Genomic DNA, 22,803 nt, shown 5'->3' on the forward strand with positions numbered 1-22,803 from the left:
TACCGTTAGAAGCGAGGAAAACCACCGCCACCGCCCATACCAGAAGGCAACATACCCTTCATTCCTCGAGCGAGCTTGGTCATACCAGACTTGCTTCCAAACTTTTTCATCATCTTAGCCATCTGCTTATGCTGTTTTAGCAAACGGTTTACATCTTGAATTTGTGTTCCAGAACCGAGGGCAATACGACGTTTTCTTGAGCCAGAGATAATATCCGGGTTACGACGCTCTTTCGGTGTCATAGAATTGATAATCACTTCAAACTGCTTCATCCCTTTTTCAGCTTGAGCAGCTTGGGCCGCTTGGGCCATCTGCCCCATACCCGGTAATTTTTCCAGCATTCCCATCATGCCGCCCATATTACTCATCTGCTGAATCTGTTCACGGAAATCTTCTAGATCAAAGCCTTTACCCTTGGTGATTTTCTTCGCTAACTTTTCGGCTTTAACCTTATCGATCTTTTGCTCAGCTTCTTCAATTAAGCTCAGCACATCTCCCATTCCAAGGATACGTGAAGCAACACGATCAGGATGGAAAGCCTCTAAGGCATCGGTTTTTTCACCCACACCGAGGAATTTAATTGGCTTACCGGTAATATGACGTACCGAAAGCGCAGCACCACCACGCGCATCACCATCGGTTTTGGTTAGGATCACACCAGTGAGTGGCAGTACTTCGTTGAAAGCACGCGCAGTATTCGCCGCATCTTGCCCCGTCATGGCATCAACCACAAATAGGGTTTCAACAGGATTGACCGCGGCATGCAGGTCACGAATTTCCGCCATCATAGCATCATCAATCGCCAAACGACCTGCAGTATCGACTATCAGTACATCGTGATGTTGAAGACGGGCATGACGGATCGCCGAATTGACGATATCAATTGGCTTCTGACTGATATCCGAGGGGAAGAAATCAACCCCAACATCGGCTGCCAGAGTTTCTAACTGACGGATAGCTGCCGGACGATAAACGTCAGCAGACACCACCAATACTTTCTTCTTTTTTCGCTCTTTCAAAAAGCGTGACAGTTTAGCAACCGAGGTCGTTTTACCCGCACCTTGCAAACCTGCCATCATGACAACAGCGGGAGGGGTGGTGCTTAGGTTTAGCTCGGAGTTAGCTTCGCCCATCACTTTAATCAGTTCTTCATTAACAATCTTAACGAATACCTGACCAGGACTCAGACTTTTACTAACTTCTTGACCGACTGCACGCTCTTTGACGCTATCGATAAACGCTTTGACAACTGGCAGCGCTACGTCAGCTTCCAAAAGCGCCATACGAACTTCACGAAGCGTACTTTTGATATTCTCTTCGGTCAGACGGGCTTGTCCCGTGACACTTCGTAAGGTTTGTGTTAATCGTTGTGTAAGATTGTCAAACATGCTGTGCCTCTATAATGAGTCTTTTACCCCCAACAGAACTCAATAGATAACGTCTGTTGTGATAATCAATCTAAATTACTGCGTATTATACAGATCCCCGTCACTTCACGGCACCCTATATTTCTTCTTTAACAACTTTATGCCAAACTTGTGCGCTTGATAGGAGATTCATTGGATGCTGATTTTCATCTCATTAACTGCAGCCATTAGTTACGCTATCGCATCATGGATGCAATGGCAGCGTGCAACAGGTCGTAAAATAAACGTTAGACCGACAGTTATACTGTTCGGAATAGCTGGCTTTGCGTTGCATGGTGTTTCTGTCTATCACACACTTCATCATCCAACTGGTATTGATCTTGGGCTTTTCAGCATGGGGTCTTTGATCAGTTGGCTAGTGACTGCACTAGTCATTGGTAGCAGCTTACGTCAAAAAATAGATAACCTGTTTATTGGTGTATTTCCTATGGCAGCCATCACGGTGCTACTTGCCAGCCTAATGCCAGCTTCTGATGTACTAAAACCCTATGGCAGTGGACTTTTTTTACATATTTTACTATCCGTTTTAGCCTACAGTATCTTCACCTTAGCGGCTTTACAGGCAGTTCTTTTATGGCGCCAGCAACAAGCTCTGAAACAGCACCACACACGCGGGTTAGTTGCCAGCCTACCTCCTTTGCAAATTATGGAAAAACTACTTTTTGAAATGCTGTGGGTAGGCTTCATTCTGCTAAGCATCTCATTGATTAGTGGCTGGTTGTTTGTGGATAACTTGTTTGCACAACACCTAGCACATAAGACAATACTGTCTATAGCAGCATGGCTGATTTATGCCACGCTATTAGGCGGCAGACAAATACTTGGCTGGCGTGGTATAACTGCAGTCCGCTGGACTATTGGCGGCTTTTTACTATTAATGCTGGGTTACTTTGGCTCCAAACTGGTGCTTGAATTCATTCTTTAATGGACTACTTCGCTATTGACAGGGCCGCTCTCTACTCTGAAAATGGCGTTCAACTTTTTTAACATGGACCCTACATTTTGGAAGACGCGTCGATAAGCTCATTGCTGATCCTGCTTGGTTTTCTGATTATCCTGTCAGCTTTTTTCTCTAGCTCCGAAACCTCTATGATGGCGCTTAACCGTTATCGACTTCGGCACCTTGTCAAAAAGAACCACCGCGCTGCTATCAATGCCAGTTCGCTTTTAGAACGACCTGATCGCCTAATCGGTGTCATTCTGATCGGCAACAACTTTGTCAACATACTTGCTTCAGCGATTGCTACAATCATTGCTGTTAAGCTTTGGGGTGACGCCGGCATCGCCATTGCAACCATTGCCTTAACCCTGATTATTTTGATTTTTGCAGAAGTCACACCCAAAACGCTTGCTGCACTTCATCCGGAAAAGATCGCCTTTCCAGCAAGTTATGTCTTAAAGATTTTGCTGAAAGTATTCTATCCTCTGGTTTGGCTCGTGGGTGCCATCACTAACAACTTACTTCGACTTTTCGGTGTTCGTCCCGGCGAACACGGCAACGACCATTTAAGCACAGAAGAGCTACGTACCTTGGTTCACGAAGCGGGAGCGCTGCTGCCTAAGCGCAACCAATCAATGCTACTCGGGGTACTGGAACTGGAAGAAGTCACCGTTAACGACATCATGATTCCACGCAACGAAGTGGAAGGGATAGACTTAGATCAGTCTATCGAGCAGATATTAGAGCAGCTATCGACGACCCAGCACACTCGCTTACCCATTTATCATGGTGATATTAACCATGTGGTGGGTCTATTGCACATGCGTAATTTGGCACAACTCATACAGCGCGGTGAAGTCACTAAAGACAGTATTTTAACCGTATCTAGAGAGCCTTACTTCGTTCCTGAAAGCACTCCTCTACAAACACAACTGCTGAATTTCCAAAAGCAGAGCCGTCGTATTGGTATTGTGGTAGACGAGTATGGCGATGTTGAAGGTATCGTGACGCTTGAAGATATTCTTGAAGAGATCGTTGGTGAGCTTTCCGAGGAAAATAATGACTTAGTGGAGGATATCCATCCTCAAGATGATGGAAGTTATTTTATCGATGGCGGTGCTTATGTTCGTGATATCAATCGCGCTTTACATTGGCAACTACCAACCGATGGCCCAAAAACACTGAATGGTCTAATAACCGAAACACTGGAATCCCTACCTGACGCCAATATCTGTATGGTGATTGGTGAATACCGGCTGGAAACCCTGCAAATTCAAGATAAGTTTATCAAAACGGTTAGAATGATTTCGATTAAGAAAGATCGTATCGGCTAATTATGCAGAAGACCCCATGCCGCGCTCAGGTCTAGTGGGCATCGGCATGGGCATTTTGAACCCCACCGTCAACAATTCGCAGATAATATACGCGGTTAGCCCCCAAATATGTTCGCCTTGATAGTCCCAGTAGGGTAATTCCCAAATCTGACCCTCAACACTCAATCGTTGTAGCTTGGGTGCTCCTTGTTCTAAAAAATAGCGTATAGGTACATTGAATACTCGAGCTATCTCTTCGGGATTCGGATGTAAAGGGAGTTGCGGAGGTATTAACCCAACCCAAGGTGTGACATGTAAATGATGTTTTGAAACTACCTGCCCAAGCGCACCGCAGAGTTCAATATCTTTCGATTGAATACCCAACTCCTCTTCGGTTTCACGCAGGGCGGTTTGCTTCAATTGAAGATCATCAGGATCTCGTTTACCACCGGGAAAACAGACTTCACCCTGATGGGTATTTAAGGTAGAAGAGCGAACGGTAAGAATAATCTCGGGATGTTCTTCTGAGTGAGTGATCGGTATGAGGACAGCAGCCTCACGCCCTTTGCGACGTAACGACCATGGACGGTGATGTTGAATTCGATGAATAGCTTGACTGAGCATGAGTCCCCCTAGTGAAAATAATCATAGCCTTAAATAAACGGGTCGACTAGCCCTATTGGATCTGTCTACAATGAAGGTTCAGGCAAGAAGGAAGCAAAGATGAAATACTGTTCAAACTGTGGTGCTGTGGTAGAGCAGAAAATACCTGCAGGTGATAACCGTCACCGATACGTCTGCAATAACTGCCACACGGTTCATTATGAGAACCCTTGCATTATTGCAGGATGTTTACCCGTTTATCAGGATCAAGTATTGCTTTGCAAACGCGCCATAGAGCCTCGCTATGGGCTTTGGACCTTGCCGGCCGGCTTTATGGAAAATGGCGAATCGACTGAACAAGCCGCTATGCGTGAAACACTTGAAGAAGCGAATGCCTCAGTTAATATACTCAGTCTTTACACCGTAACCTCGATCCTACATGTCGATCAAGTTCAGATGATTTATCTTGCGGAAATGCCTGAACCTGACTTTTCCATTAGTGAAGAGTCATTAGAAGTTAGACTCTTTACAGAAGACGAAATACCTTGGAATGAACTGGCATTTCCTACCATCAAGAACGCTTTACAATTCTTCTTTAGTGATCGCAAAGAAGGAAAATTCCCTCTTCGACACATTGCACTCAGTAGAGGACCGGAAGGCGAGCTATGCTGTGAAATGGGCACCCATCAATGATGAGGTGCCGATAAGGCTTCAATCTCCTGCCATAAGCGCTGATATTCTGGGCTATCCTGTCGGGTGTAATTAAGATTTCTTAATAAACCGGTTAGGTGAACAAAGTGCTTACGTACAGCTTCTTTAGTGCTCAGTGCTGGCATGCCCTCTAGGCTTCTAACCAATAAACGAAATAGATCTCGTTGACGATCGATCGGTGTGGAGATATCCACAGGATCAAACGCATCCTGCTGTAGATAGACCTGATCAAGACACTGAGATTTTTGCCAAACAATATAGTCTTCTAAGGTGACGCCTTCTTCACCGGTCACCTGCATCATTTGTTGAACCTCTTCACCCTGCCTTAGTAGTTTGAGCATTTCACGTACTTGAGGTACCCAGTCGACATCCAGATGGGTGTTAAACCAACTTTCTAGTTGAGCTAAATAACGTGACCAAGAAATGAGCGGGTCTACTGCAGGATAGGCACGCTTATAGGCCCTATCAGCACTTAATCCTAGAAAGGTTTTCACCGTTCTGAGGGTTGACTGAGTCACCGGCTCTTCAAAGTTACCCCCGGCAGGCGAAACGGTTCCTATCAGCGTCAAACTACCTAAAGAACCATCGTTAGTACGCACTAAGCCAGCACGCTCGTAAAGCGCTCGTACGGCAGAGTCAAGATAGGCAGGAAAAGCCTCTTCACCAGGGATCTCCTCTAAGCGACCTGAGGTTTCACGCATCGCTTGTGCCCAACGAGATGTCGAGTCAGCAATCAGCAACACGTTATAACCCATTTGACGGTAGTACTCACTGATCGTGATACCTGTGTATATGGAGGCTTCTCGCGCGGCAACCGGCATCGACGAAGTGTTGCAAATAATAACCGTTCGATCCATCAAGGTGCCGCCTTTGGGATCAGCCGTTTTTGGAAACTCGGTAATGGTTTCAACCACCTCACCCGCTCGCTCACCACAGGCAACGATGACCACAATATCGACATCGGAATAACGAGAGATCAAGCTTTGCAGTACCGTTTTACCCGCACCGAAAGGCCCAGGAATACAGGCAGTTCCCCCTTTTGCTACAGGGAAAAAAGTATCGATCAAACGAATAGTCGTTAACATGGGCTGATCTGGATACAAGCGCTCGCTCGAACCTGTTCGCAGTAAATCTCGGTTAACCGGAACACGAACGGGCCAGAACTGACGCATGGTAATTTCATGTTCTTCACCGTTCACGTCTTTTAGACGAACAATAGGCGTAGTTACGGTAAAGCTTCCTTCTTGAATCCAGGTTACTTCCAGATCACCACGCAGCTTGAAGGGTGTCATGATTTTGTGAGTAAAGCGTCTTTCTTGGACTTTTCCAAGCGGGTCACCGGCACGCACTTTTGCGCCGATTTTAACAGTTGGCTGAAAGGCCCACAGATGCTGATTATCTATGCCATCGACGTCTAAGCCTCTGGGTAGAAAAAAGCCATGCTGAGAAGCAATGAGCTCAAGGGGATTTTGCAAACCATCATAAATCTGCCCTAATAATCCTGGACCTAATGCCACTGACAGTAAGCGATCACTTTGCTCAACACGATCGCCTATTGAGACGCCACGTGTATTCTCAAACACTTGTACATCCGCTTCACCGTGACGAACGCGCAGCACTTCAGCCTGTAAACGCTCTTGACGCTGATCTACAGGACGTCTTTCCGGACAGATATACACCACTTCATTTTTTATCAGCGGATAATATTCACCATGCTCATCTTTCATCAAGCGAATGGTCACTATGTCATCCCGTACCCCGGCAACTCGGGCTGTAATCGGCGTTCCATTCATCTGTTCATGTCCTCAAACAAGCTATTCAATTGCTGTTGGATACCACTACTATGTAGGAGCGTATCACTCAGGGTATGAAAGTCGGCCAACGCAGTCTCGGCATCACTTTTCAGGCGACGTTCTGCAATACCCCAGCGCAGCACAAAACTCACCACTGTCTCGATGGTAAAATGATGACTACGCTCTACGGCAAGCAACTGCTGCCAAAAATATCGATCCAGCTGCGACTGTAAATCACCGCTATGTTCAGAGCTAAATAGCTCTCCCCACTGCTCTAAAGGGTCTATTTGTGTTTCTAGTGCAAATAGAGGCTCTTTCCAGTGGTTTTTTATCCACTCGGTCAAACGACCATAACCATAAAAGTGTTCGGCAGAGGTATTAGGGCGCTTTCGGTAACGCAAAGCTGCCATTAAGGTTTGTATTTCTAAACGCTGTGTGACCAACTCTTGCAGTACAGAAGATGGCAGTTCAGCGATCTGTTTTTGCCACTGCTGAACTCGCTCGCGATCAGGTTGCACCTCGGTCACTGACGGGTGATAAAGTGCTTCAGCAATAGCAAGGCTTTGCTGATCCTCTGGACTTAACAGCGTTAGACGCCGGTTAAGCGCAATACGTGATAGAGGAAGCTGTGTGCACTTTTCCATCTGCTCAGGTAACCACGGCAGACAGGTGACCAGCGTATAGTAGTTCGCCACTAGCGAATCACCCCTTCTAACAAGGCCCGAAAACGAGGTTGTAAGTGCTTCAACAGCACCTCTGCAATCGAGGACTCGGTCAAATCTATCTCTATCTCTTTACCCACCAAACGTATCCGCAGCCCACGTCCCGTGTGTGAATCCAAACGGACGCCTTCTCGCAATAGATCAGCTGACAGGGATTGAACAAATTGGCTTAACTGACCTTGACGATATTCATGCGCATTACGACGCAACTCATCTAAGCCTATAAATTCATCAGGTAATAAAATTTCAATCTCATGATGGGTCATTTGAGATTGATCGCGCACTTTGCCTGCCAACTCAAGAATAAGACGACGCATAAATTCTTGATTGTCCATCTGTTGTTCAACCAAGCGCTCAACTTGATCAGCAAAACTCAACGCCATGGTTTCTTTTAAGGTCAACAACAGGTCTCTAGCAGCCATTTTTAGCGCATCTTCACCCGCTTTTCGGGTTTGCTCCGCTTCTTTCTTCGCTTGCAGAAGCAATACATCCGCTTCGTGACGGGCATCTTCAAGAATTTGATTCGCTTTTTGCCGTGCATCTTTTAATAGTTGCTCAGCCTCGTCACGACCACGTTGAACACCTTGATCTCGCAGTTGCTCGATTAAGGCTTCAACACCTGAAGAGGGATGATGTTTTTCATGATGATTCATCATCCACTCCTAGGCTGGAACACCAGCGCTAATAACCAAAGCAAAAATAAACGCGAACACGGCGAAGCCCTCTACAATCGCGGCTGGTGCTAACGACATACCAAAAATTTCAGGACGAATTTTGGAGACATTGATCGCCGATGCACAGCTACGACCCTGATAGATCGCACTGAACATTAACGCCAATCCACAGAGTAAACCGATGCCCGCTAGGCCCGCAGCATTTTCCGGAGTCACTTCACGGTTGAGTGCAAACATAACCACGATGCCGTAGATAGACTGGGATGACGGCATCGCCGATATCCCGATGTATCTACCGTGTCCTGTTTCTGTTTCTAGAAGAGCACCGGCTGCCGCTTGACCTGCCAAAGAACAGCCGATCATACTGCCAATTGCGCCAAGTGCCATCGGGCCGTAAAGGCCTGCCCAGCCTAATGCCATAATCAGGTTGTCCAAGGTGTAACCTCCTGCTTTGAGAAAGGACGGAAGGCATAGCCTTCATCCGCCAAACTCCAGTTGTAAAATTCAATTAAGTTAAGACGCAAACCATGAATAACCCCACTGACGACTGTCAGCACGAAATTCAATAGATGCCCCGTCAGTAAGATGAGTAATTGTAAGAAAACACCAATTCCAGGTAATGCATTGGCAACATCCACGGAAAGTTGATTGAACGTAATCGCCAAAGAAGCACTGGCAAGACCCAGCGCAAACAAACGCAGATAACTTAAAATATCACCAAATAGCTTGGTAATATTGGTCAAGGCTAAGGCTCCCCAAATCACATTGCGTAATTGCCATTGCTGTTGTTGATTTGACATCAACACGACAGTCGCTACACCCGCGCCAAACACCAGCCAATGTATTAGATGGAAACCTTGTAACCAACCGGCCAGTGCTGACAGGATCGTCACAGTCCAACCGACTGAAGCCCAAGCTTCAAGCCGGGTTCGCCTAACCCAAGCCATCATTAAGTTAGCCAAAACTAGATGCAAAGCGCCAAAGGTGATGGAAAAGCGCATCATTGCATCAAAGTCTTGTAAATCCAGTATTTTCAGCTTCGCAAGGAACTCAACCGGTGCCTCTGCACCGAAGTAACTACCAACCAACACACCCCAGACCAAACTGGTGCCCGTCAAAGTGACAGCTAATGAACGTAAGCGACGTGATGTCTCACTTGCAGCCATGTCTTTCCAGTAATATGCCAAAACCAATCCCATCAAGATGGCATAGCCAGCATCAGACATAATGATTGCGAAAAAGGCAGCAAAAGAGAAAAACACCACACGAGAAGGGTCCCAGCTTCGATATCCTGGCATTTGAAAAAAGCTAACCAACTCTTGTCCACCCTGAAGCTTTTCAGGGTTATCTAACAACGTGGGAGGTAGTTCATCAGGCTCTGGCTGCTCAATCAAAAGGACTAAATGATTTTCTTCTGCAAACTGTCTAATTTCTAATAGGTAGTTAGCAGCCACCCAACCCTGAATAGCGAAAATCTCTTCGTAATCGAGAGTTTGATCAGATACTTCAGCCAAGAAAGCTCGATCTTCTGTATCAGCAATACAGCGTTGCAATTGGTAGATCCATCGCGTCAAGGCTTCACGTTCGGCCTCAACTGCTTCTAACTCAATTTCTAAGTCTTCTAGATTTTGCTCTAACTGACTGAGTGGAATCGTACCCGTAAAGGTGCGCGTAACAGGCATTCGATTAGCGTCAGGTTCATGCTCGGAAAGCACGACGATATAAGCATGACGATTATCACGATGGACACAGTGCCAAGTTAAGCCAGAACGTTCAACGGCTGGCATCTTGTAGTTAGGTACTAAATAAAACCACAGCTTTTGACCCGCCAAATCATTTAGCGCTGGTAGAGCAAAATCTCCCCAAGGCGTTAAATCGGCAATACGTTTTTCAAGAAAATCTCGTCGAGACATTAAGTCTAATCGTTGCGAACGATTATGGTCGATGCGATCCAGCATCTCTGACAGGTTAAACTGTCTTAGGCGCACGACTTGGCGGCGCTTTTCCCGACTACTTAGCAGATACTGCAACGCTCTTTTCAAGCGTTCGGGATTAACGCTATCGTCCGCAGCTTGGCGCTGCTCAGCCTCCTGCAATGGAATAACATGCATCAAGCCTAACTGCTGCAGTGCATCCAGCAACCTTGGCTTTTGCTCAGTTAAGCCGACCAGAGAAATCTTATTAAGCTGCAAGATACTCATAGCGATACATCCAAACGCTTACGTTTTGCAATTTTGGCGCGAACAACACCTGCACGCTCTGCATCCGCCAGAGCGATCTGAATCTTACGGATATTTTTACGCGACTGAGGGATTAATACCTTGTCGAACAAATTTAATCGTTGTGTCGTTTTCTGTAACCCATAATTAAGGCATTCCAACTTTTTATGCAGCAGTTGTTGCTGCACTTGAAGCGTCACTTGCTGTTTCAACAATTTCGATAAATGATCAAGCCAATGTTCGGTTCCCAAACAGGAATAAGGCTCCAGTGTCACATCGAGTGACTTTAATTCGGGTAACCGAATACCGACGAGATTAATCTGCTCAATTTCTACTGAACGAATACTGATCAACTGATCAACCTTGCCTTCATAATTGGGCAGCATCGTCAGCTGAGCTTTTACCTGTTGTTCAATCTGTAACAGCTCATGTTGCTGCTGAAGCAAGGCTTGTTCAGCCGCCGCACGGGCAGCCAATAATTGTTTACGTTTTAAGTCTAGCGCTGGCACGAACTTTTGGTAGGCTTTAACTTTCCTACCTTCTTTGTTCAAGGTGCTTTTGTTGAGCGCTAATCGAGCCATGATTAACTCCGTTGAACACTAACAGGGAAATACTTATCCACTAAGTCCTGCTTCATCAACAACTCTTCTGCCTCAAAGCATTCTGCAAGAGTTTTCCAACAAAGATCTAAGGCTTTTTCTAAAGGAATGGTCACCCGTATATCCATAAAACGTTTACGGAACAGTTCGCCAAAACGTAATAAACGATGGTCATATTCAGTTAACTCAAACGACATGGCTTGTTTCTGTTGGGCATCCTGTGCGGAGGCATAAAAGCGCACCATGGTATTCATAATTTGACCGTGATCTTCCCGGGTAACTTTACCGATGACATGCTGCTTTAAGCGTGACAGCGATCCAAAGGGGTCCAAGACACCATCATGAAGGTAAAACTGACCTTCGGTAATATATCCGGTATTGTCGGGTACAGGGTGTGTGACATCGTCACCTGGCATAGTGGTTACTGATAAAATCGTGACAGAGCCAGCGCCTTTATAGTCACAGGCTTTCTCGTAACGGCGTGCCAACTGGGAATAAAGGTCGCCAATATATCCTCGGTTAGAGGGTACATGTTCCATTGCAACACCCACCTCTTTCAACGCATCGGCATAGGCGGTCATATCAGTTAGCAGTACCAAGACGCGTTTACCTTCATCGACTGCAAAACGTTCTGCAACAGCCAACGCCATATCTGGAACTAACAGCGCCTCTACAGTGGGGTCAGAACCTAAATGGACATACATAACGGTTTTAGCCAACACACCGGCATCTGCAAAGGCTGTTTTGAAGAAATGGTAATCGTCGAAAATCAGACCAATACCACCAAAAACAATAATATCTGCATCGGCATGTGCGCCTATTTGCGCTAAAAGCTGGTTATAAGGCTCGCCGGCTACGGAGAAGATAGGGATTTTCTGACTTTCAACCAAGGAGTTAAATATATCAATCATTGGCACGTCAGTTCGTATCATTCGCGAAGCTAGTACACGACGAGCCGGGTTAACCGTCGGTCCATCAATCTCAATATGAGGCTCTTCGTTTAAATCAGGACCCGAATCAATCGGCACACCGACGCCAGAAAAGGCTCTACCCAGTATATTGGTAGAGAAGGCGACCTGCATGGAGTGACCTAAAAAGCGGATACTGGCTTGGGTCGATAAGCCCTTTGTACCAGAAAAAACTTGCAAAGACACTTTGTCACGATCTATCTCTATCACCTGAGCAAGTGCCGGTAACTGGGAAGGATCATGAGGATTTTCAATAATGGCAAGATCGCCAAAACCAATATTGCCGGTGGAGTGTTTATCTGGCTCTGGAACATAGACCTTGACAAGGTCTCCTACTATTTCCAGTATTTTGGAATAGGATAAAAGCAACTGGGACACGGCTTACTTCCTGTTTAAATCGCTTATCAAGATTAAGCCATGCTAATGCAGGTTTTACAAGCACACTCAGCTGATAAGTTGATCTTCGACAACTGATGTATCCGCTACTTGTACTTTTCCGAAAACTCGAAACACTTTACAATTTCAACTTTTATTCCTGCCCAGAGTAGCGTTTTCTAAATGATTCAGAAAAATTTAATTAAAGCACTGTTAGGTTTAGTGATTTTTATCGTGCTTATAGTAACGCTTGGCATTCTTTTTGAAGAAGAAATGGCGCAGGCAACCAGCTGGGTCGTTGATAAAATTGGCTTTTGGGGTCTGGCTGCCATCTTAATGGTCACCGACACCTTAGTAACGCCTTTTCCGCCCGATATACTCTTAGTGATTATCTCGAAGACACATTTAGCTGAACGCTGGCCGTTTTTTGTGGGTATTTTAGGCTGTATATCAGTCGCTGCAGGCATGACGGGGTACAGCATTGGTCGCTGGCTAGGACATTTTCAGTGGTCAAGAAAACTGTTTGGTCAATTTGAGCAGGAACATCATGAATTCATTCAGAAATACGGCTTTTGGGCTGTAGCGATAGGATCAGTAACACCACTTCCCTATTCTGTTACCTGCTGGACTGCTGGAGTGTTGAACATTCGTTGGCACACGGTTTTGCTAGCGTCTATCCTGTTCCGCATACCCCGTATTTATGCCTACTATTGGTTGCTCACTTCAGCGAAGGGGCTGTTCAGTTAATAGAGAGATAGTAAGGAAGTGAGCTGAACAACTCACTTCCTTACTAAGATCACTTAAGATTCAACACATCCTGCATATCAAACAAGCCCTTCGGCTTATCCGCTAACCAAACCGCTGCACGCACAGCACCTTTAGCAAAGGTCATGCGACTAGAAGCTTTGTGAGTGATTTCGATACGCTCACCTTCAGTTGCGAAGAGTACGGTATGATCACCGACCACATCACCCGCACGAATGGTTTCAAAGCCAATCTCTTTGGCAGTACGAGGACCTGTTTGCCCTTCACGGCCGTAAACAGCGCACTTGCTTAGATCTCGACCTAGCGCATCAGCAACAACCTCGCCCATCCGCAACGCAGTTCCCGAAGGCGCATCCACTTTATGACGGTGATGTGCTTCAATAACTTCAATATCGTATCCACCGTCATCACCTAAGGCTTTTGCGGCTATTTCGAGTAACTTGAAGCACAGGTTCACACCGACACTCATGTTAGGAGCGAAGACTACAGCAGTCGTCACTGAGGCTTGCTGCAAACGCTGTTTCTGCTCTGCATTCAATCCAGTGGTACCGACAACGATTTTTTTGCCGTTAGCTTCACAAAATGCAAGATTTTGCATCGTCACTTCAGGAGCGGTGAAATCAATTAACAGATCAAAATCATCCGCAACGGATTCAAGCGATCCACTCAACTGCACACCTAGCTTCCCTTGCCCAGCGAGCTCACCTGCATCAGCACCGATTAAGCTACTGGTAGGTTCAACAATGGCGGCCGATAAGACCGCACCGTCCGCTTGATTGATTGCTTCAATCAGTGTTTTTCCCATGCGGCCTGCCGCACCTGTGACTGCAATTCTCAGCATCTGACACCTGCTTAATGACCCGATATTGATCAGGTCATATCTTCAAAAAATTTCTTAACGGAATCAAAGAAACCATGACGCTTAGGGCTATGCTTATGCTTACCCTCTTCAGTGGCCTCTTGAAACTCACGCAGTAACTCTTTTTGACGACTGTTAAGGCTAACGGGTGTTTCAACCGTCACTTTGACCATCAAGTCACCGACACTTCCACCTCTGACAGGGGCAATACCCTTACCACGAAGCCTGAAGAGTTTACCTGTTTGTGTTTCAGCCGGCACTTTCAGCTTCACACGACCATCTAAGGTCGGTACGTCTAGCTCGCCACCTAAAGCTGCATCGACAAAACTAATCGGCACTTCGCAATACAGATGCTTTCCATCACGTTGGAAAATAGGATGTTCACGCACATTGACCTGAACATACAAGTCACCTGAAGGCCCACCATGACTGCCTGCTTCGCCTTCACCCGATAAGCGAATACGATCACCCGTATCGACTCCAGCAGGAATTTTAACCTGTAGGGTTTTGACCTTCTCAACACGACCCTGTCCATGACACGCATTACAAGGGTCAGAAATGACTTTACCTTGACCATGACAGGTTGGGCAGGTTTGCTGCACGGAGAAAAAGCCCTGTTGCATACGCACTTGACCCATACCACCACAGGTACCACAGGTTTTTGCGCTAGTGCCAGGTTTTGCACCACTGCCATCACAGACTTCACAACCCACTAGAGTTGGAACGCGTAAGCTTTTTTCACAGCCACGCACCGCCTCTTCAAGTGTTAGGTCTAGGTTATAGCGAAGATCGGCGCCGCGCTGAACGCTGCTGCGACGTTTGCCACCTGCACCGCCACCGAAGATATCGCCAAACACATCACCAAAGATGTCAGAGAAGTTACCTTCGAAGCCGCCGTGGAAACCACCACCGCCCATGCCTTGACCGTCAACACCAGCATGACCAAATTGATCATATGCGGCCTTTTTCTGAGAGTCAGACAAGACTTCATAAGCTTCGCTAAGCTCTTTAAATTTATCTTCAGCCTGCTTGTCATCCGGATTACGATCAGGATGGTACTTCATCGCTAAGCGACGATAGGCTTTTTTAATATCGCGGTCTGAGGCATCGCGTGGGACACCCAGTAGTTCGTAATAGTCTTTTTTTGACATAGTCCGAATCTGATCCGGTTAACGATGACTCCTACGGGAGCCGGACACGACAACGCGGGCAGGTGCCCGCGTTGCCTTCAATTCAATGGGTTAAGCTAAGGTGCAAGGATTACTTCTTGTCATCCTTCACTTCTTCAAACTCAGCATCAACCACATCATCAGCGGGCTTTTCATTCGCCTGTTCACCCTGCGCACCTTCAGCTGCAGCCGCATCGGCATACATCTTCTGAGCAACAGCAGAAACTGCTTCGGTTAGGGCTTCCGTTTTGCTTTCAATCGCTTCTTTATCATCACCTTTCAGCACTTCTTCAAGATCGCTGATCGCCGCTTCAATTTTAGCTTTTTCATCATCAGTGACTTTATCCGCTGCATCTTTCAATGTTTTCTTAGCGGTGTGAACCATGGCATCGCCTTGGTTACGTGCCTGAGACAAGGCTTCAAACTTACGATCTTCCTCAGCATGCGCTTCAGCATCACGTACCATTTGTTCAACTTCTTCATCACTCAAACCAGAAGAGGCTTTGATAACGATAGATTGCTGCTTACCGGTTGCTTTGTCTTTCGCTGATACGTTCAAAATACCGTTGGCATCAATATCGAAAGTCACTTCGACTTGCGGCACACCACGTGGAGCAGGCGGAATATCAGCCAAATCAAAACGCCCTAGCGACTTGTTCTGATTCGCTTGCTTACGCTCACCCTGGACAACGTGAATGGTCACGGCAGTCTGGTTATCATCAGCAGTAGAGAACACCTGAGATTTCTTGGTAGGAATCGTGGTGTTCTTCTCAATCAATGGCGTAGCCACGCCACCCATGGTTTCAATACCGAGGGTCAGCGGAGTGACGTCAAGCAACAGAACGTCTTTCACATCACCAGACAGTACCGCACCCTGAATCGCAGCACCAATAGCAACCGCTTCGTCTGGGTTAACGTCTTTACGTGGCTCTTTACCGAAGAAATCAGTAACACGCTTTTGCACTAAAGGCATACGTGTTTGACCACCGACAAGAATCACTTCATCGACTTCAGAGGCTGAAAGACCTGCATCTTTCAAAGCAATCTTACATGGCTCAAGTGAGCGCTCAACCAGATCTTCAACTAACGACTCTAACTTAGCGCGAGTCAGCTTCACATTTAAATGCTTAGGACCCGATGCATCAGCCGTGATGTAAGGCAAGTTCACATCGGTCTGCTGTGAAGATGACAATTCAACTTTTGCTTTTTCAGCCGATTCTTTTAGACGCTGAAGCGCTAAAGGATCATTGTGCAGATCAATACCTGATTCTTTCTTGAACTGATCAGCCAAGTAATTGATGATCGCTAAGTCGAAATCTTCACCACCTAAGAAAGTGTCACCGTTGGTCGCCAACACTTCAAACTGGTGCTCGCCATCCACATCAGCAATCTCGATGATGGATACGTCGAAGGTACCACCACCTAGGTCAAAAACCGCAATAGTTTTATCGCCTTTAGACTGATCCATACCATAGGCTAATGCAGCAGCAGTTGGCTCGTTGATGATACGCTTAACTTCAAGACCAGCAATTTTACCCGCATCTTTCGTGGCTTGACGCTGTGAATCATTGAAGTACGCAGGTACCGTAATAACGGCAGCAGTCACAGGCTCACCTAGGTAGTCTTCAGCTGTTTTCTTCATCTTTTTCAAGATTTCAGCAGACACCTGTGGAGGAGCCATTTTATTGTCACGCACTTGAACCCAAGCATCGCCGTTATCTGCTTTAACGATTTTGTATGGCACCATTTTGATGTCTTTTTGCACAACATCATCTTCAAAACGACGACCAATCAGACGTTTGATAGCATATAAGGTGTTATCAGGGTTAGTCACTGCCTGACGTTTTGCAGACTGGCCGACCAAGGTTTCGCCATCATTAGTAAACGCAATGATGGATGGCGTAGTACGATCGCCTTCTGCATTTTCAATAACACGTGGTTTGTCGCCATCTAAAATAGCAACACATGAATTGGTTGTACCCAAGTCAATACCGATAATTCTTCCCATTTTACTCTCCGTAATCGTTAACCGCGTAGCGGTTGAATTCTGTGTTTTGCTGTTGATCCCTATATGGGGCTCAGTCAGATTATTTCAAGCGCATTTAGATGGATTAAATTACCCTTTTGCGACCATAACCATCGCAGGACGAACTAAACGTCCATTTAGGGTGTAGCCTTTTTGCATCACCGCAACAACGGAATTAGGTGCCGCATCGGGAGCATCGACCATTGACATCGCCTGATGCAATTCAGGGTCAAACGGCTGACCTGTTGGATCAACCACATCCAAATTGAACTTTGCAACACTGCTGATAAACAAGTTCAGGGTCATTTCCGCGCCTTCCCGTAGCGGCCGAACAACCTCATCTTCTGAAGAGCAAGCCTGAACGGTTCGCTCGAGGCTATCGATCACGGGCAACAATTCTTGCGCGAACTTATCCAAAGCAAACTTGTGTGCCTTCTCGACATCCTGCTCCGCACGACGACGAACATTTTGAATTTCAGCTTGTGCTCTTAACTGAGTATCCACCAGCGCTTGCTTCAAACGCTCAATCTCATCTTTAGCCAAGGCAAGCTGTGCTTGTTCATCATCGTTTAAAGACACATCCTCTTGGCTTTCTTGAGGAGCATCCTGTTGATCACCCGCTACATCAGTGGGCGCGTCATTCTGCTCACTTTCTGGGGTGACATCTTCAGCCGCACGCATCGACTCCGGGGTTTCCGGTGCTGTTTCCGAGTGTTTCTGCTGATCGTTAGCCATCCACTTTCTCCTGTCATTATCTGCAATAGCTTGAGAATGCCTGATTTATGGGGGCAATGTTTCACGATTCAAGCGTGTTTTTATAATTAATGACTCATTTTTTTATTAACTTAAGGTGCAACTATTGCAGCCAAGACAAAAATATCTTATACATAGTACTGTATAAATAACCATGCGTGACGATCATGCTGACACATCTATTGATTAATAATTTTGCGCTTGTAGACCAACTGGAACTAGAACTGAAAAACGGCATGACCGTCATCAGTGGTGAAACGGGTGCGGGCAAATCTATTATGCTTGATGCACTGGGGTTAACCCTAGGTGATCGAGCTGACAGTGATACAGTCCGCGAGGGAGAAGAGCGTGCTGAAATCACCGCAACCTTCGATATAAGTGAAATTCCCGAAGCAATAGAGTGGCTATCTCAGCACGATTTAGATCAAGACAATGAATGCCAAATACGCCGCATTGTTACACGTGAAGGCCGCAGTCGTAGCTATATTAATGGACAGCCCGCCCCACTAAACCAACTGAAAGAACTAGGTCAATTCCTAGTCGATATTCACGGTCAACATGAGCATCAACGCCTTCTTCATCGCGAATATCATCGCATTTTGTTAGATGACTTTGCCCAACAGCGACCTGTTGCAGAAAAGGTGCGCCAGCAATTTCAACGCTGGCAAAAACTTGAGCAAACCTTAAAAAAACTAACGGAAGATAGCGCAGAAAAAACAGCGCGCACCCAGCTACTAAGTTATCAACTGGAAGAGCTAAATCAACTTGCACTTCAAGAAGATGAACTTGAGGCCTTAGAGCAAGAGCAAAAGCTACTGGAAAATGCGGGCCAACTTCTCCAGTCTGGCCATCAGATAATGCAGATCATCTCAGAACATGATGAGCAGAACTGTATCAGCTTACTGAATCAAAGCCAGCAGCTGTTACAGCAGGTTAGCCGACATGCACCTGCACTGTCTCAAGTAGCAGAGATGCTGAATAATGCCCAGATTTTAGTCGATGAAGCCTCACATGAACTACGTTCCTACTTAGATAATGTCGAGCTCAGCCCAGAACGATTAAACGAAGTTGAAGAGCGCTTAACACTGATCTATGACGTTGCTCGCAAACATCGCGTTCAACCCGATCAACTAATGGAGCTTCGTAACACTCTTCAACTCGAGATGGACAGTCTTCACCAATCTGATGAAGCGCTGGATCAACTCCATCAGGATGTAACCAACGCCCGACAAGAATACCTAACATTAGCCAAAAAGCTGAGCCAGTCTCGACAAACACATGCGACCAAACTTGCCAAGGCAGTGGATATTCAACTGCACAGCTTAGGCATGACTGACGCTCGTTTTTCAGCACAACTAACACCGCTGGATGACAGTAAATGGAATGCAAACGGATTGGAGGAAGTTGAATTTTTGATCGCAGCCAATCGCGGACAAACGGCACGTCCCTTAGCAAAAGTAGCTTCTGGGGGTGAGTTATCACGCATTAGCCTGGCCATCCAGGTCATCACGGCACAAACATCCAGCACTCCGACTCTCGTATTCGATGAGGTCGATGTGGGTATCGGTGGTGCCATTGCAGAAGTGGTTGGCCGTCTATTAAGAGAACTGGGTGAACGCACACAGATCCTCTGCGTAACGCATCAACCACAAGTGGCTTCACAAGGTCATCAGCACTTATTTGTCAGCAAACGCAGTCAGAAGAATAAGACGCAAACTCAGATAGATCATTTAGATCAAAACGCACGCTTACAGGAAGTTGCGCGAATGTTGGGTGGCATACAACTAACTGACGCCACCTTAATGCACGCAAAAGAGATGCTAAAACACTGATCAGCAATTCGCCGATGCAACAACATCGGCGAAGTGAATTCGTTTAGCTCGCTTTATCGTCTTTAAATTTACCATAAAGATACAGTGTACGATCTGAAATCTCGAAACCATTGGTTTCTGCAATCTCATCCAGCAACTCATTCAAACGAGAATCGGTGAACTCACAAACACGTCCGGTCTTGATGCAGACCATATGATCATGATCATCATCACGTGCCAGCTCAAAAACAGAATGACCACCTTCAAAATGGTGACGAGAAACGAGGCCAGCAGATTCAAACTGCGTTAACACTCGATAAACGGTTGCTAAGCCAACATCATCACCCATTTCCATGAGCATTTTGTATATATCTTCAGCACTAAAATGTTCTCCCTCTCCAGCGCGCTCAAGCAACTGATAAATCTTTACCCTCGGCAAGGTGACTTTTAGTCCTGCTTTGCGAAGCTCTTGATTCTCTATAGCCATAATCTGTCTCTAATTACTATGCGGTTTGGGATCTGCAGTGGTAGACTTCATTATCAATGTTTACGCTTCAAAGTGGAAGTTATTTACCCATGCGAAAAATTCTAATTGTTTTGGCAACCTCTTTGTTTCTATCAGGTTGCTTCCCCGGAGTTTACAGAATAGACATTCCTCAAGGAAATGTCGTTACTCAAGAGATGGTAGATCAGCTCAGACCGGGTATGACCTATAACCAAGTCAGATTCATCATGGGAACTCCGCTCATCACGGATACCTTTTCAGGTGAGCGCTGGGACTACCTTTACAGCATTCAACGTGGCGGAGGTCCTCGCGAACAAGAGAGAATTTCGCTTTTCTTTGAAAATAGTCAACTCAGCCGCATAAGCGGTGACTTCAGACCCGGCGGCACATCAGAGTAGGCTCAGGCCTGCTCTTTTGCGGCTTTCTCCGCGGCTTTGCGCGCACGAATTTCCTTTGGATCAGCCAGTAATGGGCGATAGATTTCAATTCTATCTCCCTCTCTGACTTCAGTAGACTTAGGATCTTTCACTGCCTTGCCAAAAACACCGACAGGATCTGTTTCCACATTAATTTGTGGGAAAAAATCGTGGATTTTTGACTGAATGATTGCCTCGTAAATCGATGTCTCAGGGTGCACATTCAGCGCAATGATTTTTTGTTCGTCAGGTAAAGCATAAGCAACTTCAACACGAATCATCACATCATCCTCAACCATAAAGTTGATCGGCTCGCTCTACAAACACATCGACCATGGTCGACGCGACTCCTGCAAAGACCTTACTCATCGCCATATTGGCTAATTTTCCAGCAAAGTTATACTTCATCGTAAACTCGACTTTGCAGGCCTCATCACTTAAAGGAGTAATGTGCCACGCCGCGGTAAAGTCCGAGAAAGGTCCTTCGACAAGCTCCATATCCATATAGGTCGGTCGTCTTTTTCGGTTACGTGTCGTGAACTTATACTGTAAACCCGCCTTTGCAACATGCAGCGTAGCTTGGATTTCATCTTCTGACTCGTGCAGCACAACCGTTTTGGCACACCAAGGCACAAAACTAGGGTAATTGCCGACATCATTTATCAGATCAAACATCTGCTCTGCTGTGTGCAGCACCAGTGCACTTTTATGTATTTCTGTCATACAGATTCAATTGTTGTATTCAAAAACTGACATTATACAGATTTGTCACAAAAATAAGTCCAATCACAAAAGGAACAAGATACCTCAAGCATAAACGCCACAAATAATAGAAGGGTACACTCATAGACAACTCATCTTGAGTGATACGTCGCGTTAAGATCCAACCGGTAAAAATCATAGTGGCAAAGCCAATAACAGGAAGCAACACATAGGTAGTCAGAGCACCTAACTGCTCAAACACATTCATCTGCAACAACGTAAAGCCAGCAAAATAGCTAAACGAGAATAACACCACCAAACTGAGTACCCATGCACCTAACACCGCTAAGGTTGCCGCAGTAAAGCGTTTAAGACCCAACTGCTGCTCTATCCAAGCAGTAACTGGTTCCATCAAAGAGATTGCCGAAGTAACTGCAGCAACCCCAACAAACAGGAAAAATAATACACACAACACCTGACCCGCATGAAGCTGACCAAAGGCAACAGGCATGGTAATAAACAATAAACCCGGACCCGATACAGGCTCCATTTGCACCGACAACAATACTGGGAAAATAACCATACCGACCAATAAAGCCAGCACCGTATCCATTACACCAACACAAGCCACCGTTTGACCTATCGACTCTTTGCGACTGAGATAAGATCCATACGTCATAATCACACCCATTCCTAAAGAGAAGGTAAAAAACGCATGTCCTAAAGCAGAAAGCACCATGGTTGAAGTGATTTGCTCTGGACGAAAACTAAAAAGATGATGATACGCCTGAGCAAAATATCCTGTTTGCGTGGCGTAGACTAACAAGATCAACACCAGTAACAGCATCAATGGCATCAGATAACGAATTGCCCTATCTAATCCTCGGCGCACTCCCGCCCCAAGAATCAGCAAAACAATCAACATAAACAGAGTGTGACTGATAACCAGTGCATCTGGATTGATCAACATCTGTGTGAAAAAGGTGTTGGACTGATCTAATCCAACATCAACTAGCAATCCAGACGAAAGTGAGAATACGTAGTAAAAAATCCAAGCGGCAACGACTGCGTAAAAAGAAAAAATCAGTAAACCCGTTACGATAGCTAACACACCAACCCACTGCCAATTAGGAGATGCTCCTGTTTGCTGGCTTAAGATGCGCAGGGCTTGTACAGGATTGCTTCGCGTATGCCGTCCAATTAACACTTCTGCCGTCATCATCGGCACACCCACCAACAGCATGCAGATCAAATAGACAAGAATAAACGTACCCCCTCCCTGCTCGCTGATCAGGTGAGGAAATTTCCATATATTGCCAAGACCAATCGACGACCCCATTAGCGCAAGAATAAATACGCTCCGGTGCGACCATAACTCCTGTGCTTTTCGTTCTGCTTGCATACCCACCTTTTAAATTTGGCTAATCAGCCTGTTAAGTAAAACAGCTTTCAA

Annotated in this window: 23 protein-coding genes; 6 read left to right on the forward strand and 17 right to left on the reverse strand. The window is 46.0% G+C overall.

Features of this window, described 5'->3' with window-relative positions; translation table 11 throughout:
• Positions 1–5: 5 nt before the first annotated feature.
• Positions 6–1,388, reverse strand: a complete 1,383-nt coding sequence (gene ffh / locus F7R24_RS04595; protein ID WP_151670077.1) for a signal recognition particle protein — start codon at positions 1,386–1,388, stop codon at positions 6–8.
• A gap of 175 nt (positions 1,389–1,563) precedes the next feature.
• Here ffh and F7R24_RS04600 point away from each other — a divergent pair, with 175 nt between their 5' ends.
• Together F7R24_RS04600 and F7R24_RS04605 are read left to right on the forward strand one after the other, a co-directional pair.
• A complete protein-coding gene (locus F7R24_RS04600; RefSeq protein ID WP_151670078.1) occupies positions 1,564–2,352 on the forward strand; it encodes a cytochrome C assembly family protein in 789 nt (262 codons plus the stop codon).
• A 77-nt stretch (positions 2,353–2,429) separates the two neighbouring features.
• A complete protein-coding gene (locus F7R24_RS04605) occupies positions 2,430–3,701 on the forward strand; it encodes an HlyC/CorC family transporter (protein ID WP_151670079.1) in 1,272 nt (423 codons plus the stop codon).
• Here the strand turns inward: F7R24_RS04605 and F7R24_RS04610 are convergent, their stop codons facing one another.
• Positions 3,702–4,304: a CoA pyrophosphatase gene (locus F7R24_RS04610; RefSeq protein ID WP_151670080.1), complete on the reverse strand. Its 603-nt coding sequence runs from the start codon at positions 4,302–4,304 to the stop codon at positions 3,702–3,704.
• Between the two features lie 99 nt (positions 4,305–4,403).
• On the opposite strand from F7R24_RS04610, the gene F7R24_RS04615 reads away from it, so the two are divergent.
• Positions 4,404–4,976, forward strand: coding sequence for an NUDIX hydrolase (locus tag F7R24_RS04615; RefSeq protein ID WP_151670081.1), 573 nt, complete (start codon positions 4,404–4,406; stop codon positions 4,974–4,976).
• On the opposite strand, the gene F7R24_RS04620 is transcribed toward F7R24_RS04615, so the two are convergent.
• From F7R24_RS04620 to F7R24_RS04650, 7 genes are read right to left on the reverse strand one after another with little or no spacing between them, the layout of a single operon-like run.
• Positions 4,970–6,787 carry a V-type ATP synthase subunit A gene (locus F7R24_RS04620; protein WP_151670082.1) on the reverse strand — a complete coding sequence of 606 codons (1,818 nt, stop codon included), beginning with the start codon at positions 6,785–6,787 and terminating at the stop codon, positions 4,970–4,972. The two genes, F7R24_RS04615 and F7R24_RS04620, sit on opposite strands and share 7 nt — an antisense overlap.
• Positions 6,784–7,482, reverse strand: coding sequence for a DUF2764 family protein (locus tag F7R24_RS04625; RefSeq protein WP_151670083.1), 699 nt, complete (start codon positions 7,480–7,482; stop codon positions 6,784–6,786). Before F7R24_RS04625 ends, F7R24_RS04620 begins: the two co-directional genes overlap by 4 nt.
• Entirely contained in the window at positions 7,482–8,162 is a 681-nt protein-coding gene (locus F7R24_RS04630) for an ATPase (protein ID WP_151670084.1), read from the reverse strand. Before F7R24_RS04630 ends, F7R24_RS04625 begins: the two co-directional genes overlap by 1 nt.
• Before the next feature lie 9 nt (positions 8,163–8,171).
• Positions 8,172–8,618 carry an ATP synthase subunit C gene (locus tag F7R24_RS04635; protein WP_151670085.1) on the reverse strand — a complete coding sequence of 149 codons (447 nt, stop codon included), beginning with the start codon at positions 8,616–8,618 and terminating at the stop codon, positions 8,172–8,174.
• Positions 8,606–10,384 (reverse strand): V-type ATP synthase subunit I, encoded by a 1,779-nt coding sequence (locus tag F7R24_RS04640; RefSeq protein WP_151670086.1) that lies wholly within the window; start codon positions 10,382–10,384, stop codon positions 8,606–8,608. Before F7R24_RS04640 ends, F7R24_RS04635 begins: the two co-directional genes overlap by 13 nt.
• Positions 10,381–10,983 (reverse strand): V-type ATP synthase subunit D, encoded by a 603-nt coding sequence (locus tag F7R24_RS04645; RefSeq protein WP_151670087.1) that lies wholly within the window; start codon positions 10,981–10,983, stop codon positions 10,381–10,383. The genes F7R24_RS04640 and F7R24_RS04645 overlap by 4 nt, the downstream gene beginning before the upstream one ends.
• 2 nt (positions 10,984–10,985) lie before the next feature.
• Positions 10,986–12,347: a V-type ATP synthase subunit B gene (locus F7R24_RS04650; protein ID WP_151670088.1), complete on the reverse strand. Its 1,362-nt coding sequence runs from the start codon at positions 12,345–12,347 to the stop codon at positions 10,986–10,988.
• A gap of 180 nt (positions 12,348–12,527) precedes the next feature.
• Here F7R24_RS04650 and F7R24_RS04655 point away from each other — a divergent pair, with 180 nt between their 5' ends.
• Entirely contained in the window at positions 12,528–13,091 is a 564-nt protein-coding gene (locus F7R24_RS04655; RefSeq protein WP_151670089.1) for a YqaA family protein, read from the forward strand.
• Between the two features lie 49 nt (positions 13,092–13,140).
• Here F7R24_RS04655 and dapB read toward each other — a convergent pair whose 3' ends face one another.
• The 4 genes from dapB to grpE all read right to left on the reverse strand — a co-directional run bounded on the left by dapB (position 13,141) and on the right by grpE (position 17,898).
• On the reverse strand, positions 13,141–13,950 hold the full coding sequence (gene dapB, locus F7R24_RS04660; RefSeq protein ID WP_206057475.1) for a 4-hydroxy-tetrahydrodipicolinate reductase: 810 nt from the start codon (positions 13,948–13,950) through the stop codon (positions 13,141–13,143).
• A 29-nt stretch (positions 13,951–13,979) separates the two neighbouring features.
• Positions 13,980–15,119 carry a molecular chaperone DnaJ gene (dnaJ, locus tag F7R24_RS04665; RefSeq protein WP_151670090.1) on the reverse strand — a complete coding sequence of 380 codons (1,140 nt, stop codon included), beginning with the start codon at positions 15,117–15,119 and terminating at the stop codon, positions 13,980–13,982.
• A 109-nt stretch (positions 15,120–15,228) separates the two neighbouring features.
• Entirely contained in the window at positions 15,229–17,145 is a 1,917-nt protein-coding gene (gene dnaK, locus F7R24_RS04670; protein WP_151670091.1) for a molecular chaperone DnaK, read from the reverse strand.
• A gap of 108 nt (positions 17,146–17,253) precedes the next feature.
• On the reverse strand, positions 17,254–17,898 hold the full coding sequence (grpE, locus tag F7R24_RS04675) for a nucleotide exchange factor GrpE (RefSeq protein ID WP_240775987.1): 645 nt from the start codon (positions 17,896–17,898) through the stop codon (positions 17,254–17,256).
• 185 nt (positions 17,899–18,083) lie between these two features.
• Between grpE and recN the strand changes: the two genes are divergently transcribed.
• Positions 18,084–19,748 carry a DNA repair protein RecN gene (gene recN, locus F7R24_RS04680; protein ID WP_151670092.1) on the forward strand — a complete coding sequence of 555 codons (1,665 nt, stop codon included), beginning with the start codon at positions 18,084–18,086 and terminating at the stop codon, positions 19,746–19,748.
• Positions 19,749–19,791: 43 nt separating this feature from the next.
• Here the strand turns inward: recN and fur are convergent, their stop codons facing one another.
• Complete coding sequence (gene fur, locus F7R24_RS04685; RefSeq protein ID WP_151670093.1) at positions 19,792–20,214, reverse strand: ferric iron uptake transcriptional regulator; 423 nt, start codon at positions 20,212–20,214, stop codon at positions 19,792–19,794.
• An 89-nt stretch (positions 20,215–20,303) separates the two neighbouring features.
• Here fur and F7R24_RS04690 point away from each other — a divergent pair, with 89 nt between their 5' ends.
• A complete protein-coding gene (locus F7R24_RS04690; protein WP_151670094.1) occupies positions 20,304–20,630 on the forward strand; it encodes an outer membrane protein assembly factor BamE in 327 nt (108 codons plus the stop codon).
• A 2-nt stretch (positions 20,631–20,632) separates the two neighbouring features.
• On the opposite strand, the gene F7R24_RS04695 is transcribed toward F7R24_RS04690, so the two are convergent.
• The 3 genes from F7R24_RS04695 to F7R24_RS04705 are packed head-to-tail and all read right to left on the reverse strand — an operon-like array spanning position 20,633 to position 22,752.
• Entirely contained in the window at positions 20,633–20,929 is a 297-nt protein-coding gene (locus F7R24_RS04695) for an RnfH family protein (protein ID WP_151670095.1), read from the reverse strand.
• Positions 20,930–20,939: 10 nt separating this feature from the next.
• Entirely contained in the window at positions 20,940–21,371 is a 432-nt protein-coding gene (locus tag F7R24_RS04700) for a type II toxin-antitoxin system RatA family toxin (RefSeq protein WP_151670096.1), read from the reverse strand.
• A 19-nt stretch (positions 21,372–21,390) separates the two neighbouring features.
• The gene (locus F7R24_RS04705; protein WP_151670097.1) at positions 21,391–22,752 is read right to left on the reverse strand and encodes a sodium-dependent transporter; all 1,362 of its coding nucleotides are present in this window, start codon (positions 22,750–22,752) and stop codon (positions 21,391–21,393) included.
• Positions 22,753–22,803: the final 51 nt, after the last annotated feature.

It is taken from the genome of Nitrincola schmidtii (assembly GCF_008973715.1).
Classification (GTDB): domain Bacteria; phylum Pseudomonadota; class Gammaproteobacteria; order Pseudomonadales; family Balneatricaceae; genus Nitrincola; species Nitrincola schmidtii.